This window comes from Kribbella yunnanensis (assembly GCF_039529655.1).
Classification (GTDB): Bacteria; Actinomycetota; Actinomycetes; order Propionibacteriales; family Kribbellaceae; genus Kribbella; species Kribbella yunnanensis.
This window is the reverse complement of sequence record NZ_BAAANF010000002.1, coordinates 24,057-38,117: the sequence shown is the minus strand read 5'-3', so window position 1 is coordinate 38,117 and position 14,061 is coordinate 24,057. Positions and strand designations below refer to the sequence as shown.

Genomic DNA, 14,061 nt, shown 5'->3' with positions numbered 1-14,061 from the left:
AGCTTAGTTCGTGCAGAGCAGGTAGGAGTCGACCGAGATGTAGGGGCCGTAGCCGGACTTCACGTCGGTGGCCTGCAGGCGGAGCCGGGTGACGCCGTCGATCTTGGCGTCGAAGTTGCCCTCGCTCTCCTGCAACTGCCGGACCGAGGCGATCGCCTTCGCCCGCGGACCGTTGTGGATCGACAGCCGCGCAGTGCCGTCGGTCAGATTGCCAAGCCAGGACTTGAAGTGCCGGCAGCCGGTCGAGTCGACCTCGCCCCAGACGTACCCACCCTTGTCCGCAAGCAGGTCCGCCTCCGAACGCCGCGGTCCTTCGCTCGGCGGGATCACGGTGAACTGCGGGTTCGCCTTGCCACCCGAAGCCAGCACACCCCGCTTGAACAACCCACGCCATACATAGTGCTTGAAGGTGATCGGCTTCGAAGTCGCGGCCGGGTACGGCGCCTGGGCGTACACGTTGAGGCGGTAGTCGCGGATCGACCCGGGCTGGGTGACCTTGATCGTCACCCCGGTGCCGACCGAGAAGCCGTGGCCGATCTCCTGCCATTTCTTCGTGGTCGGGATCCACTGGTGCAGCCGGATCCGCGTGCCCTTGGCCGGGGCCGGTGTGATCGTGCCGGTCACCGTGATGACCCCGGTGGTCGCGTTGGTCGTCTTGATCCCGGTGAGCTTCACACCGCGGGTCGCTGCCGCGGCAGACGCGGGCAGTACGGCGGACGCCGTACCGTCGGACTGGTCGGCTCCGGACAGGGTCAGTGCGCCGCTGGAGGGTGCCGCCGGGGCCGCGCAGGCGGTCAGAGCGAGCAGCAGACAGGTGAGCGCAACCGCGGGACGACGAACCATGGAGACACCCTGCCTCTTGGTGCTCCACCTCCGCAACCGAGCGGCTGCTCAGCGTGATACCGACCGGTTTCTGGGCCGCACAGATACCGGGCTTTTAACACCCCGTCCCAGGCTGTGGACCGGCAGGGCTTCCGCGTGGTTCCGTTCTAAGGGCGAACTAATATTGGGGTTACCGCCCTGCCCTGGGGGGACCGGTTGCCGCTCACAAGGCGGTGCGCCGGCCCAAGTGCCGACTTGGAGATGAACAGAACAGTGACCATCGAGGTCAAGCAGCTCGACCGCGTGGTGATCCGCTTCGCCGGCGACTCCGGCGACGGGATGCAGCTCACGGGGGACAGGTTCACAGCGGAAACGGCATCGTTCGGCAATGATCTGTCGACGTTGCCCAACTTCCCCGCCGAGATCCGGGCACCAGCCGGGACTCTGCCGGGAGTGTCGTCGTTCCAGCTCCACTTCGCCGATCACGACATCCTGACGCCGGGTGACGCACCCGACGTCCTGATCGCGATGAACCCGGCCGCCCTCAAGGCGAACCTCAAGGATGTCCCGCGCGGCTCGACGATCATCGTCGACACCGCGGACTTCACCGCCCGGAACCTGAAGCGGATCGGGTACGACGAGAACCCGCTCGAGAGCGGTGAGCTCGAGGCGTACCACGTGGTCGCGCTGAACCTGACCGGCATGACGGTGGAGTCGGTCAAGGAGTTCGGGCTGTCCCGCAAGGACGCGTCCCGGGCCAAGAACATGTACGCGCTAGGTCTCGTCTCCTGGCTGTTCCAGCGGCCGGTCGAGTCGACGATCACGTTCCTGGAGACCAAGTTTGCGGGCAAGCCCGATATCCGCGACGCGAACATCGCGGCCTTCCGGGCGGGCTACAACTTCGGTGAGACGGCCGAGGAGTTCTCGGTCCGCTACGAGGTGAAGCCGGCCGTGATGCCGACCGGCAACTACCGCAACATCTCCGGCAACCTCGCGCTGGCCTACGGCCTGGTGGCGGGTGCCCAGCGGGCGGGGCTGGCGATGGTGCTCGGCGCGTATCCGATCACCCCGGCGTCCGACGTACTGCACGAGCTGTCCAAGCTCAAGCGGTTCAACGTGACCACGATCCAGGCCGAGGACGAGATCGCCGGTGTCGGCGCTGCTCTCGGTGCGTCGTTCGGTGGCGCGCTCGGCGTGACGACGTCGTCGGGGCCAGGGATTTCGCTGAAGTCCGAGACGATCGGTCTCGGTGTGATGCTCGAGCTGCCGCTGGTGGTTTGCGACATCCAGCGCGCGGGTCCCTCGACGGGGATGCCGACCAAGACTGAGCAGGCGGATCTGCTGCAGGTCATGTTCGGGCGGAACGGCGAGGCGCCGCTGCCGGTGCTCGCGGCCCAGTCCCCCGCGGACTGTTTCGCGATCGCGGTCGAGGCGACCCGGATCGCGGTCACCTACCGGACGCCGGTGATCGTCCTGTCCGACGGTTATCTGGCCAACGGTTCGGAGCCGTGGCAGATCCCGGCGGTCGAGTCGCTGCCGACGATCGACCCTTCCTTCACGGTCGAGCCGAATGCGACGGGCGCCGACGGCAAGCCGACGTACCTGCCCTATCTGCGTGATCCGGAGACGCTGGCGCGCGCCTGGGCAATTCCCGGTACGGCGGGGCTGGATCACCGGATCGGTGGTCTGGAGAAGGAGGACAAGACCGGCAACATCTCCTACGACCCGGCCAACCACGACCTGATGATCCGCACCCGGCAGGCGAAGATCGACGGGATCGACGTCCCGCCGATCGCGGTCGACGACCCGGACGGTACGGCGAAGGTGCTGGTGCTCGGCTGGGGATCGACGTACGGGCCGATCGGGGCCGCCGTGCGCCGCGTGCGCCGAGTCGGCGGGAAGATCGCGCAGGCGCATCTGCGGCACCTGAACCCGTTCCCGTCGAACCTCGGCGACCTGCTGAAGTCGTACGAGAAGGTCCTGGTTCCGGAGATGAACCTCGGCCAACTGGCGATGCTGCTGCGGGCGAAGTACCTGGTCGATGTCGTGTCCTACGCGCAGGTCCGGGGGATGCCGCTCGGCGCCGCGGAGCTGGCCGAGGTGATCGGCAACCTGGTCGAGGAGACCGAAGGTATCGACGACGACGCCCGTCATATGGGTAGCGCCGCCGCCAGCCTGACCCACGGCGAAGCGCTGCGCGCCGAGCCCAACGGCCGGTCGAACGGCCAACTGCACGAGTCGGAGGGAGCACGATGAGCACCGTCGACCTCGGTCTGCCGGGTCTGCCCGGTGGGCTGCGCGGGGTTCCGGCCGCGACCGAGCCGCAGAACCGCAAGGAGTACGTCTCCGACCAGGAGGTTCGCTGGTGCCCGGGGTGCGGCGACTACGCCGTACTGGCTGCTTTCCAAGGGTTCCTGCCGGAGCTCGGGATCAAGCGCGAGAACGTCGCGATGGTCTCCGGGATCGGCTGCTCGTCACGGTTCCCGTACTACCTGTCGACGTACGGCATGCACTCGATCCACGGACGCGCGCCGGCGATCGCGACCGGTCTCGCGACGGCGCGGCCCGACCTGAGCGTCTGGGTGGTGACCGGTGACGGCGACGCGCTGTCGATCGGTGGCAACCACCTGATCCACACGCTCCGACGGAACGTGAACCTGAAGATCCTGCTGTTCAACAACCGGATCTACGGTCTGACGAAGGGCCAGTACTCCCCCACGTCCGAGCCCGGCAAGGTCACCAAGTCGACCCCGATGGGTTCGGTGGACACCCCGTTCAACCCGGTCTCCCTGGCCTTGGGCGCCGAGGCGACGTTCGTGGCGCGGACCGTCGACTCCGACCGCAAGCACCTCACCTCGGTACTGCGCGCAGCCGCCCAACACCGCGGCACGTCGTTCGTCGAGATCTATCAGAACTGCCCGATCTTCAACGACAACGCCTTCGACGCCTTCAAGAACCCCGAAACCCGCGACGACGCGATCATCCCGCTCGTCCACGGCGAACCCATCCGTTTCGGTGTCGACGGCCACCTCGGCGTAGTCCGCGACGGCTTCGCCTCCCTGGCCGTCCGCGAGGTCGCCGACCTCCCCGGAGGCGAGTCCGACCTCGTCGTCCACGACGCCCACACCGAAGACCCCGCCTACGCCTTCGCCCTCTCCCGCCTCACCGACGCCGGCGTCCTCCACCAGGCCCCCATCGGCATCTTCCGCCAGGTAGACCGCCCCGCGTACGACGACCTCGTCCGCCAGCAAATCACCACCGCCACCGAAGCCCAAGGCCCCGGCGACCTCCAACAACTAATCACCGGCACCGACACCTGGACCGTCGACTAACCCCAAACGGCGGTTTCCTGCGGCCCCCGGCTGGGGCGGACCCAGAGGCCATCACAACTGCATGCCGAGTGCACACCCGCCGCTCAACCGCGCCCGTCGCGCTCACTTGTGATGGCGCGGGGGTCCGGAGTCAGTCGGTGTTGGGCGTACGCGCAGCCGGGCCGTCTGCGAGGAGCGGCTCGGCTCCGCGGGATCGCTCGACGAGATCGCGGCCGAAGGCGGCCGCTGCGAATCCCCGGAGGGCGGACTTCGAGTCCTCGGGGAGCGCCATGTCATGCTCGGCCCACTCCGCGGCGGAATCCCACGTGCTCGTCACCCGGGCAAAGTACTACAGCTGCCGCCCGGACCGCCCCCACTCAGTAACCTCTCGGTGGGGGTGGTTGTGGGGCTCGCTCAGGCGTGGGGGCGCGGCCGAGTTGCGGGTTGGTGAGTGTTGGCGGTCCGCTGGTTATCTCTCGTGCGGGTCGATGACAGCCTGGTCGATGAGCTCGCGATCGGTTGCCCAGTCCTCGTCCGGGAGCGGGCGCAGGACCTCGGCGATCTCGTCTTTCTGTCGCCAGGTCCGCGGCAGGAGGTCGGTGAGGAGGGCGCCGGCTGGGCGGTTCAGGTGGTGGGCGGTTAGGCCGGCGGCTTGGGCTCCGGCTACGTCTAGGTCGGGGTTGTCGCCGATCATGAGGGTTTCGGTGGGGTGGGTGCCTAGGAGGGCGCAGGTTTTCAGGTAGGACTGGGGGTTGGGTTTGCTGACGCCCAGGGACTCGCTGGTGCAGACGACGTGGACCAGGTCGGCCAGGCCGATGGCTTCTAGTTTGGCGTTCTGTTGCTGGGTGCTGCCGTTGGTGAGGACGCCGACGCGCCAGTTATTGCTGTGGGCAACTTCTAGGGCGGGGCGGGCGTCGGGGTAGGCCGACCAGTTGGTGCGGTAGAGGTCGAGGAAGCGGGCGAAGAGGTCGTCCTGGGCGGACTCGGTGGGGGGAACGGGGTGACCGAGGAGCGGGAGGAAGTCGTGGAGGCGGGCTCGGCGTTGGCCTTGGTGGGTGAGTTCGCCGGTGAGCCAGCGGTTGAAGTTGCGGTCCTCGATGGCGAACCAGTCGGCCAGTAAGGCATCCGACGGGGTACCGCCTAGTTCGGGGATCCAGGCTCGTACGGCGGCGTCGGCGGAGCCGGTGTGGTCGAAGAGGGTGTTGTCGAGGTCGAAGATGACTGCTTTCACGCGCGGACTACCGAGTCGCGGTTGAGTTCGCGGTGGTTGGCGTAGCCGGAGAGGGCCAGGGTCAGGTCCAGTTCGGCGAGGAAGCAGCGGAGGACGTGTTCGACGCCGGCCTGGCCGGCCAGGGCTAGGCCGTAGAGCAGGGGGCGGCCGAGGAGGACTGCTTTGGCGCCGAGGGCGAGCGCCTTGGCCGCGTCCGCACCCGTCCGTACGCCGGAGTCGAACAGGACGGTCAGTTGCTCACCGACCGCGTCCGCGATCGCGGGCAGCGCGTCCAGGGCGGCGATCGCGCCGTCGACCTGGCGGCCGCCGTGGTTCGAGACCACGATGCCGTCGGCCCCGTGTTCATGGGCGAGTTTGGCGTCCTCGACGGCGGTGATGCCCTTGAGGACGATCGGGCCGTCCCAGTTGTCGCGGAGGAAACCGAGGTCGTCCCAGCTCAGGCCGACATTCGGGAACATCTGCGCCCACTGCATCACCGCGGCCCCGGGGTCCTCCGAGATGGGCTTGGCGAGTTTGGACTGGAAGGCCGGGTCGCTGAAGTAGTTCGCGAGCCCCTCACCCTTCAGGAACGGGAGGAACCCGCGATCCAGATCCGCCGGACGCCACCCGATCGTGCCGGTATCCAGGGTCACCACCAGTACGTCGTACCCGCTCGCCTTGGCGCGTTGCAGCAGGCTGAGGCAGACGTCGCGGTCGGTCGGGTAGTACAGCTGGTACCACTTGCTCTTCGCTTCGATCTGCTCGATCGCGTGGCTCGCCTGCGTCGAGTGCGTGTAGGTGATGCCGAGGGTGTCGGCGGCGCGCGACGCGGCGAGCTCGCCCTCTGGGTGCGCGAGCGTCTGAACACCGATCGGTGCGACCAGCACCGGCGCGGGCATCGCCGTACCGAGGATGGTGCAGCTCAGGTCGCGTTCGGTACTCCCGCGCAGCATCCGCGGCACCAACCGCCAACGGTCGAAGGCCGCGAGGTTGGCGCGCGCGGTCGCGCCGTTCCCCGCGCTCGGCACGATGTAGCCCATCGCCTCCGCCGACAGCGTCCCGGCGGCCTGCGACTCCAGCCGAGCCAGGTCGGTGGTGATCTCCGGCGTGGTCCCTTGCAGCATCCCCTGCAGGTAGATCTGCAGCTGAAAATCACCGAAGTTGGCCATGCCGGATGCTCCCACACCATGCCATCCGTCAGGAACCACTCCACCCGTTCCTCAGCCCCCAATCCCCCACGGTGAATTCACTCACCGCCCCCACCCCACCCCACCAGTGAAGCCACCGTGCACATTGGCCGCGAGTGTGGGGAGATTGTCGCCGGATATCGATTTCCGGCGACACGGTCCTCACACTCGGGTCAGGCGAGCAGACTGGCTTCGGTCGCGGGCGCCGGTCGCCAGTGGCTTCAGCGTGCGGGGCCGGCGTGGGTGGAAGCTGACAGATGAGTGGCAGGTTTGTGGGAGATGCGGGCCTGGGTTTGGGAGACTCAGGTGTGACTGATGCCGCGACTGCTGACGATCGGACGGTACGGCGGCATACCGGGCTGGCGTTGTTTGCGTTGGCGACTGGTGGGTTTGCGATCGGGACTACCGAGTTCGTGACGATGGGGTTGTTGCCGCAGATCGCGGATGGGGTGGGGATCTCGATTCCGACCGCCGGGCACGTGATTTCGGCGTACGCGATCGGGGTGGTCGTCGGCGCTCCGGTGATCGCGGCGCTGGGGGCGCGGATCGGGCGGAAGCGGATGTTGCTGGGGTTGATGGCGATGTTTGTCGTCGGCAACGTGTTGTCGGCGGTGGCCAACAGCTACGAGCTTTTGATGGCGGCCCGGTTCCTGACTGGCCTCCCGCATGGGGCGTTCTTCGGGATCGGGGCGGTGGTCGGGACCTCGATGGTTGCGGTGAACCGGCGGGCCTGGGCGGTCTCGATGATCATGGTCGGGTTGCCGGTGGCAAATATCGTCGGGGTCCCGGCCACGACGCTCCTCGGTCAGGAGTTCGGCTGGCAGGTGCCGTTCCTGGCGGTTGGTGTGCTCGGACTGCTCACCCTGGTGGCCGTGTGGTTCTGGGTGACACCACAGCCGGTGGGCACCGACACCAACGTACGCAGCGAATTGAGCGCACTCGCCCGCCCACAGGTGTGGATGGCGTTGCTGGTCGGGATGGTCGGGTTCGGCGGCATGTTCGCGACCTACTCGTACATCACCCCGACGATGACGGAACTGGCCGGTTTCTCCGAGGCCGCGGTCACGATCGTGCTGGCGACGTACGGCGTCGGGATGACCTGCGGCACGCTGATCGGCGGCCGGCTGGCCGACCGCGCGTTGATGCCGAGCCTGTACGGCGGCCTGATCGCGGTGACCGTCGTACTCGGCGTATTCGGGTGGATGGCGCACACCAAGCCGACCGCGCTGATCGCGGTCTTCCTGATGGGGTGCTCAGCGAGCATCCTGATCCCCGCACTGCAGACCCGCCTGATGGATGTCGCCCACGAGGGTCAGTCGCTGGCTGCGTCGCTGAATCACTCCACGCTGAACATCGCCAACGCCCTCGGCGCCTGGCTCGGCAGCCTCGTCCTGTCGGCCGGTTACGGCTACGAATGGCCGAGTCGCGTCGGCGCAGCGCTGGCCGTCGCCGGGCTCCTATTCGCCATCATCTCGGGGCGAATGGACCGCCGTACGGCGAAATCAGGGGCGAACCAGGTCAACGCCTGACCGGATCGCTGGGTATCACCTGGTTGGATCGGGGTATGGCGACAGTGACGTTGGGCGCCGCCGACCTGGTCCGGCGGCGGGGACTGCGGCAGATGCGACTGGTCGCGCTGTCGTTGCTGGTGCTGGCTGCGGTGATCTACGTGATCACGCTGCACCGCGAGGGCGCGTGGGGCTATGTGAACGCGGCAGCCGAGGCGGCGATGGTCGGTGCGCTCGCGGACTGGTTCGCGGTGACCGCGCTGTTCCGGCGGCCGCTCGGGCTGCCGATTCCGCATACCGCGATCGTGCCGACCCGCAAGGACAGTCTGGCCGAGAGTCTCGAGCAGTTCGTCACCGAGAACTTCCTCTCCGCGGAGGTCGTCGCGGAGAAGATGAAGTCGGCGGACGTGAGCCGCCGGGCCGGTGAGTGGCTGGCCGCCGGCAACCACGCCGAGCGGATCGTCGCGGAAGGCGCCCGGACGATCGGGGCCGCGCTGCCGAAACTCGGGGACGACGATGTGACGGCGTTCGTCCGGGGATCGCTGCTGCCGCGGTTCGTCCAGGAGCCGCTGAGCCCGATCGCCGGCCACTTCCTGGAGTCGGTCGTCGACGACGGGGCTCATCACGCGCTCTTCGACCTGCTGATGATCGAGGCTCACGACTGGCTGAGCGACAACCGCGAGCTGCTCGCCGATGTGGTCGGACCGCGCGCACCGCGGTGGTCGCCGATGTGGGTCGACCGACTCGTGGTGGACCGGATTCATCGCGAGGCGCTGGCCTGGCTGGCCGACGTACGGGACAACCAGGACCATGCCGCCCGGAAGGCGATCGACCGGCTGCTGCAGAAGCTCGCGGTCGACCTGCAGAACGACCCCGAGACGATGGAACGATTCGAGGCCTTCAAGGCCCGGATGCTCACCCACCCCGACATGGGTTCCAGCCTCACCGCGGTCTGGGATTCGTTGCGCACGGCACTCATCGACTCGATCCAGGACCCCGCGAGCACGCTGCGGGTCCGCGGGGTGAAGGTCATCCAGGATCTGGGTCAGCGGTTGCAGGACGACGACGTACTGCGGGAGAAGGTCGACGCCCGCGCCACCGAAGCCGTCAGCTACGTCATCCGCACGTACGGCAACGAGATCGTCTCAGTCATCTCCGACACGATCGCCCGCTGGGACGGCCGCGAGGCGTCGGCCCGGATTGAACTGCACGTCGGTCGCGACCTGCAGTTCATCCGGATCAACGGCACCGTCGTCGGCGCCCTTGTGGGGCTAGTGATTCACACGGTCAGCCAACTGCTCTAGATGCCGCAGGTAGGGGCGTCCCAGAAGTTCGTGGTGCGGATGTCGAGGTGGGTGTGGTCGTTGTGGCCGGGGTAACCCGGGCCGAGGATGCCGCCGAAGCCGTGGTTGCGGGCTTGCTTGGCCAGCGCGCACAGCGAGTGCGAGCCGACCAGGTCCGCGGCACGGCCGTAGAGGTGCTGGCTGTTGCTGGCACCACCGACCGAGTTGTTGCACGGAGTACTGCGGAATCCGCTGGTCACATTGAGTGCCTGGTCGCCCATGGCGTGCCGCATGGCCTCGAGCTGCCACATGGTCTGGAGTGCGTTGGCCTTCGTGGCCGCCTCACCGAGCGGACCGCCGTCGTACCCGGAGCCGCCGCACCCGTCGTCGAGCTCGGCATAGGTGAAGTGGATCGGCGTGCAGTCGTCGTCCTGTAGCGCGTAGATCTTGTTGAAGGTCGCGTCGCCGGCCACACCGTCCGATACCAGCCCGTACGCCGTTTGGAATCGCTGTACGGCGGCCTTCGTGGCGGGCCCGAATTCGCCGTCGGTGGCGAGGTGAGCGCCGTACCCGGGGTATCCGGCGACGCGGATCTGCAACTGCTTCACGTCGGCGCCGGTCATGCCCTGGCTGAGGGCACGACTCCACGTGTAGCAGCCGTCGGCGTGAGCCTCGGTGGCGGTGACGAACTGGGTGGTGACGGTCGCGGTCAGCATCGCCGCGAACAGCAGGAGCAGGGAGACCAACCGTGGCAACGGCCGGCCGATGAGCTGGGACATGACAACCTCCGGGGCGGTGAAGTGACTTGTCTGCCGACAGCATTGCGGCAAGATCCACCGGTTGGCCAGGGTTCGTTGGGAACTTTGTGCCGAACAGGCAACCAAATCCCGAGGACACGTGGTCAGGCAAGATGTGACCATCAAGGACAGCACGCTTACGCTGCGTGCCGGGGAAACGGGGCCGCCGGTGACATCCAGCGAGGGATTCGACGCCTTCGTCGCCGCCCGCTCCGGTCGATTGCTGCGGACGGCGTACCTGCTCACCCACGACCACGCGCTGGCCGAGGATCTCGTCCAGACCGCCCTCGCCAAGGCCTGGTTCGCCTGGTCCCGGATCGAACGCGACAACCCCGAGCCGTACGTCCGCAAGATCATGGTGAACACCTACGCCTCCTGGTGGCGCCGCCGCTGGAACCACGAGATCCCCAGCGACGAACTCCCCGAGACGGATTCCACCGCCGGCCCCGAGTACGAGGGTGATCTCTGGGCAGCGCTGCAACGGCTCCCCCGCCGCCAGCGCGCCGTGATCGTCCTGCGCTACTACGAGGACCTGACCGAGGCCGAGACCGCCCGCCTCCTCGGTACCAGCGTCGGCACCGTCAAAAGCCAAGCCAGCAAGGCAGTAGCGAAACTCCGCCTGGACCCCGCCCTCCTGTCCGGCGCCCCTGCCACCCAGGAGACCCCCCGATGAACCTCCAAGACCTCCGCCGCGAACTGGACACCCGCGCCGAAGAATCCGCCGCCCGGCAGCCCGACCTCCTGCCCGGCATCCACAACAAGATCCGCCGTACCAAACAACGCCGTACGGCGACCGCCCTCGCCTCCGTTGCGGCCATCGCAGCCCTGGCCGTCGCTGTCGTTCCCGGCGTCCTCAACACGTCGACCCCGGACCCGGCCGAGAACGTTCCACAGGACTACATCCAGAACGGCAAAACGGTTCCGGGCATGGTCAACGGCGACAAGTTGCTCAAGGCATGGGTCGGCGACCCGAGCCAGAACAAGGTCTCCTTCGCCTGGATCCCGACCACGACCAAGATCAGCATCTACGCATCCTGCGACTCCGCCGGCTACGCGGTCCCCAAGGAGGTCCGGGTCTGGATCGGCGACTGGTACGCCGGAAGCGCGCCCTGCCGGGACGGCAGCACCGAATCCGAGACCTTGCCACTCGGTTCGTTCGAGCCCACTTCGGCGCTCTGGCTGGACGCTCCCGTCGGGAAGGCCACGACAGTCACCGCGCAGGTCGTCGGCACCGACAGCGGAAAGCCCGACACCGTGGACCAGCTCCAACTCGGTATCTACGCCGCCGCAGACGCACCGGCTGCGAGCGATGCCGCCCCGACGCGCGTCCCGGCCGTCGGTCCGGACGACTTCCAGTCCGGCGGCATCGTCTACCGCAAGCACTTCGGCGGCGACACGCTGCTCGGTGCCACCGTCGGCCAGGCCGGTCAGAAGCAGGTCAGCTTCAGTTTCACCTCGACCGGCGCCCCCTTGGTCCTGCACGAGTTCTGCAGCGCGAACAAGGGCATCGCGGGGACGAGCCTCCCGCCGTACCAGGTCGCGACCTCGTTGAACGGCACCTTGGTCTCGGAGGCGACCTGTGGAGCTTCCTCGACCGACGCGGTCGCCGGCACCAGCCACGGTGTCGCGTCCCCACCGGCCGGGCAGCGGGTCGACGTCACGTCGCAGATCGTCCCCGTGGCGGGGAAACAGGCGCCCCCGCTGCCGGCTGACGTCCGGCTGGGTGTCGGCGTCTACTCGCAGGGCAAGCAGCGATCCGTCGACGGTGTCGGGCTCGCCGAACGCATCGAGCTCGGTGGCTACGAGTACCGGCTCGCCGACATCCGGCAGGCGCGCGGTCCGGCGGGCAAGGTCGCCATCGACACTCCGGCGGATCAGCCGTTCGTCATCGTCTACGGCAGTTCGAAGCTCGGCATCGCCGGACCTGCCGAGGGCGAGATGTCTTGCAGGGAGCGCGCCACCGGGATCAGCGTCGCCGCGGCGCAGCACGGAGACCTGGGCCGCTCGCTGGTCCCCTTCGCCGCCGGGCCGCCTGGTCAGGCCGAGATGAAGGTGACTAAAGGCAAGCCGACCAAGGGAACGGTCTTCATCGGGATCTATCTGCCCGTCTAGAGCCAGGCGTGCAGGTTGGCGGCGTCCTTGACGAGTTGTTCCGGGTCGTTGTCGGGGACGAACTCGAGGAGGGCGTTCAGCTCGCGCGGGTCGGCCGCCAACTTCGCCAGGACTTGGCGCCACAGCGACTCGCGGGTAGCCAGGGGGCGGCGGGTGCCGTCGGGGTCCCAGGAGAAGACGTGGACTGTGGTTAGCCAGGGTAGGAGGGCGTCCAGTTGCTGGAGGCACTCTTCGTCGGCCATGCCGACCGGGGGTTGCCAGTACGTCGTGAGGTTCGGCGCACCGACGTCCATCAGCAACGTGATGGTGGAGTCGACCTCGTCGGTCAGCGTGTTGCGGTGGAACTCGAGGGCGATCTCGATTCCGGAGCCGGCGGCCACGTCCGCCAGTTCGGCGAGACCGCGGGTGACCGCCATGCGGTCGCCGACCCCGGCTTCCGCCGTACCGACTGTGCCGGCCCAGACGCGGATGCGGGAGGCGCCGAGGGCTTCGGCGGTGGCGACCGTGGCGCGCATCTGTTCGCGGTCGGCGGCGCCGGCGCGGAGGTAGGAGCCGTAGGCGACGGTTTGGAGGCCGTGCAGCTCGGTCAGGTTCTTCACGCGACGGGCGGCGACCAGGTCGCCGAGGGGGACGTGGACGTCACCACCCCACTCGATCGCCTTCAGGCCGGCCTGCGCCGCGACCTCCACCACCTCGTCGGCCGGCAACTGACGGAACGTCACCGAGACCAGTCCGGTCCTCACACCCACGCGTGCCTCCTCAGGTTCACCCTTCTATCCAACCGCATCGTCTCAAGTCATGAGCAAAGTAGTTGGATGCAAATGACGATCGATCTAGAGTGCGAAAGGTGCCGGAGCAGCGAAAAGGGTTCATCTACGGGTTCACCGCCTACCTGATGTGGGGCCTGTTCCCGCTGTACTGGCGGCTCCTCGATCGGTCCGGCGCGATCGAGTTGCTGGCTCATCGGGTGGTCTGGTCGCTGCTCACGATCGTCGGCCTGGTCGCCGTACTGCGGAAGTTCGGCCAGGTGAAGGCGTTGCTCCGGCAACCGCGGAAGCGGTGGGCGTTGATGGGTGCCGCGCTGCTGATCTCGGTCAACTGGGGGACGTACATCTTCGGCGTGATCAACGGTCACGTGGTCGAGACCTCGCTCGGGTACTTCATCACCCCGTTGTTCGCGGTCTTCCTCGGCGTGGTCGTCCTGAAGGAGCGGTTGCAGCCACTGCAGTGGGTCGCGCTGACGATCGCGTTCATCGCGGTCCTCGGGCTGGCGATCGAGAACGGCCGGCCGCCGTGGATCGCGATCATTCTCACGTTCTCGTGGGGCTTCTACGGGCTGGTCAAGAAGAAGGCCGACGCCGGGGCGATCGAGGGGATGGCGATCGAGTCGGCCACCGTCGTACCGCTGGCGATCGCGGCGATCGTCGTACTGGGTGTGCAGGGTCAGTCGACCGTCACCCAGGACGGCACCGGGTACTTCGTCCTGGTTCTGCTGACCGGCCCGTTGACCGCCGTACCGCTGCTGTTCTTCGGTGCAGCCGCGACGAGGTCCTCGCTGACAACGCTGGGTCTGCTGAACTACATCGCGCCCATCCTGCAGTTCATCTGCGGTGTCACGCTCTTCCACGAGCACATGTCGCCGATGCGCTGGGCCGGATTCGGGCTGGTCTGGCTGGCGTTGGCGATCTTCACCTTCGACGGGATGCGGCGGCGCCGGAAGACGCTCGCGCTGGCTCGGGCCGCGCTCGCCACCTCCGCAGCGTAAGCATTCGACTTCCCGTTGCTACTAAGGGAAGCCTAAGCCGTCCGGCGTTCATCTGACCTTCACCCA

General features: G+C 67.7%; 13 protein-coding genes. 7 read left to right on the top strand and 6 right to left on the bottom strand.

The features are described from left to right. Positions 1-3: 3 nt before the first annotated feature. On the bottom strand, positions 4-843 hold the full coding sequence (locus tag ABD231_RS01435) for a hypothetical protein (RefSeq protein WP_344144276.1): 840 nt from the start codon (positions 841-843) through the stop codon (positions 4-6). A 240-nt stretch (positions 844-1,083) separates the two neighbouring features. Here ABD231_RS01435 and ABD231_RS01430 point away from each other — a divergent pair, with 240 nt between their 5' ends. Together ABD231_RS01430 and ABD231_RS01425 are read left to right on the top strand one after the other, a co-directional pair. Then, positions 1,084-3,078 (top strand): 2-oxoacid:acceptor oxidoreductase subunit alpha, encoded by a 1,995-nt coding sequence (locus tag ABD231_RS01430; protein ID WP_344144273.1) that lies wholly within the window; start codon positions 1,084-1,086, stop codon positions 3,076-3,078. Continuing rightward, positions 3,075-4,154, top strand: coding sequence for a 2-oxoacid:ferredoxin oxidoreductase subunit beta (locus ABD231_RS01425; RefSeq protein ID WP_344144271.1), 1,080 nt, complete (start codon positions 3,075-3,077; stop codon positions 4,152-4,154). Before ABD231_RS01430 ends, ABD231_RS01425 begins: the two co-directional genes overlap by 4 nt. Before the next feature lie 130 nt (positions 4,155-4,284). On the opposite strand, the gene ABD231_RS01420 is transcribed toward ABD231_RS01425, so the two are convergent. The 3 genes from ABD231_RS01420 to ABD231_RS01410 all read right to left on the bottom strand — a co-directional run bounded on the left by ABD231_RS01420 (position 4,285) and on the right by ABD231_RS01410 (position 6,512). Then, the gene (locus ABD231_RS01420) at positions 4,285-4,470 is read right to left on the bottom strand and encodes a hypothetical protein (protein ID WP_344144269.1); all 186 of its coding nucleotides are present in this window, start codon (positions 4,468-4,470) and stop codon (positions 4,285-4,287) included. Positions 4,471-4,602: 132 nt separating this feature from the next. After that, positions 4,603-5,364, bottom strand: coding sequence for an HAD family hydrolase (locus ABD231_RS01415; RefSeq protein ID WP_344144267.1), 762 nt, complete (start codon positions 5,362-5,364; stop codon positions 4,603-4,605). After that, positions 5,361-6,512, bottom strand: a complete 1,152-nt coding sequence (locus tag ABD231_RS01410) for an alpha-hydroxy-acid oxidizing protein (protein ID WP_344144265.1) — start codon at positions 6,510-6,512, stop codon at positions 5,361-5,363. The genes ABD231_RS01415 and ABD231_RS01410 overlap by 4 nt, the downstream gene beginning before the upstream one ends. Before the next feature lie 326 nt (positions 6,513-6,838). Between ABD231_RS01410 and ABD231_RS01405 the strand changes: the two genes are divergently transcribed. Further along, entirely contained in the window at positions 6,839-8,059 is a 1,221-nt protein-coding gene (locus tag ABD231_RS01405) for an MFS transporter (RefSeq protein ID WP_344144263.1), read from the top strand. Between the two features lie 35 nt (positions 8,060-8,094). Further along, complete coding sequence (locus tag ABD231_RS01400) at positions 8,095-9,342, top strand: DUF445 domain-containing protein (RefSeq protein WP_344144260.1); 1,248 nt, start codon at positions 8,095-8,097, stop codon at positions 9,340-9,342. On the opposite strand, the gene ABD231_RS01395 is transcribed toward ABD231_RS01400, so the two are convergent. After that, positions 9,339-10,100, bottom strand: coding sequence for a D-Ala-D-Ala carboxypeptidase family metallohydrolase (locus ABD231_RS01395; RefSeq protein WP_344144258.1), 762 nt, complete (start codon positions 10,098-10,100; stop codon positions 9,339-9,341). The two genes, ABD231_RS01400 and ABD231_RS01395, sit on opposite strands and share 4 nt — an antisense overlap. A 187-nt stretch (positions 10,101-10,287) precedes the next feature. Between ABD231_RS01395 and ABD231_RS01390 the strand changes: the two genes are divergently transcribed. Both ABD231_RS01390 and ABD231_RS01385 read left to right on the top strand, forming a co-directional pair. After that, positions 10,288-10,791: a SigE family RNA polymerase sigma factor gene (locus ABD231_RS01390; RefSeq protein WP_344144256.1), complete on the top strand. Its 504-nt coding sequence runs from the start codon at positions 10,288-10,290 to the stop codon at positions 10,789-10,791. Then, entirely contained in the window at positions 10,788-12,230 is a 1,443-nt protein-coding gene (locus ABD231_RS01385) for a hypothetical protein (protein WP_344144254.1), read from the top strand. The genes ABD231_RS01390 and ABD231_RS01385 overlap by 4 nt, the downstream gene beginning before the upstream one ends. Here the strand turns inward: ABD231_RS01385 and ABD231_RS01380 are convergent. After that, entirely contained in the window at positions 12,227-12,979 is a 753-nt protein-coding gene (locus ABD231_RS01380) for a sugar phosphate isomerase/epimerase family protein (RefSeq protein ID WP_344144252.1), read from the bottom strand. The genes ABD231_RS01385 and ABD231_RS01380 overlap by 4 nt on opposite strands. Before the next feature lie 98 nt (positions 12,980-13,077). Between ABD231_RS01380 and rarD the strand changes: the two genes are divergently transcribed. Next, complete coding sequence (gene rarD / locus ABD231_RS01375; RefSeq protein WP_344144250.1) at positions 13,078-13,995, top strand: EamA family transporter RarD; 918 nt, start codon at positions 13,078-13,080, stop codon at positions 13,993-13,995. The last annotated feature ends 66 nt before the right edge of the window (positions 13,996-14,061 follow it).

Coding starts and splice junctions, on each gene's coding strand:
- ABD231_RS01385 (WP_344144254.1), top strand. CDS start 10,788: ATGAACCTCCAAGACCTCCGCCGCGAACTGGACACCCGCGCCGAAGAA.
- ABD231_RS01400 (WP_344144260.1), top strand. CDS start 8,095: ATGGCGACAGTGACGTTGGGCGCCGCCGACCTGGTCCGGCGGCGGGGA.
- ABD231_RS01410 (WP_344144265.1), bottom strand. CDS start 6,512: ATGGCCAACTTCGGTGATTTTCAGCTGCAGATCTACCTGCAGGGGATG.
- ABD231_RS01430 (WP_344144273.1), top strand. CDS start 1,084: ATGAACAGAACAGTGACCATCGAGGTCAAGCAGCTCGACCGCGTGGTG.
- ABD231_RS01435 (WP_344144276.1), bottom strand. CDS start 843: ATGGTTCGTCGTCCCGCGGTTGCGCTCACCTGTCTGCTGCTCGCTCTG.
- ABD231_RS01425 (WP_344144271.1), top strand. CDS start 3,075: ATGAGCACCGTCGACCTCGGTCTGCCGGGTCTGCCCGGTGGGCTGCGC.
- ABD231_RS01395 (WP_344144258.1), bottom strand. CDS start 10,100: ATGTCCCAGCTCATCGGCCGGCCGTTGCCACGGTTGGTCTCCCTGCTC.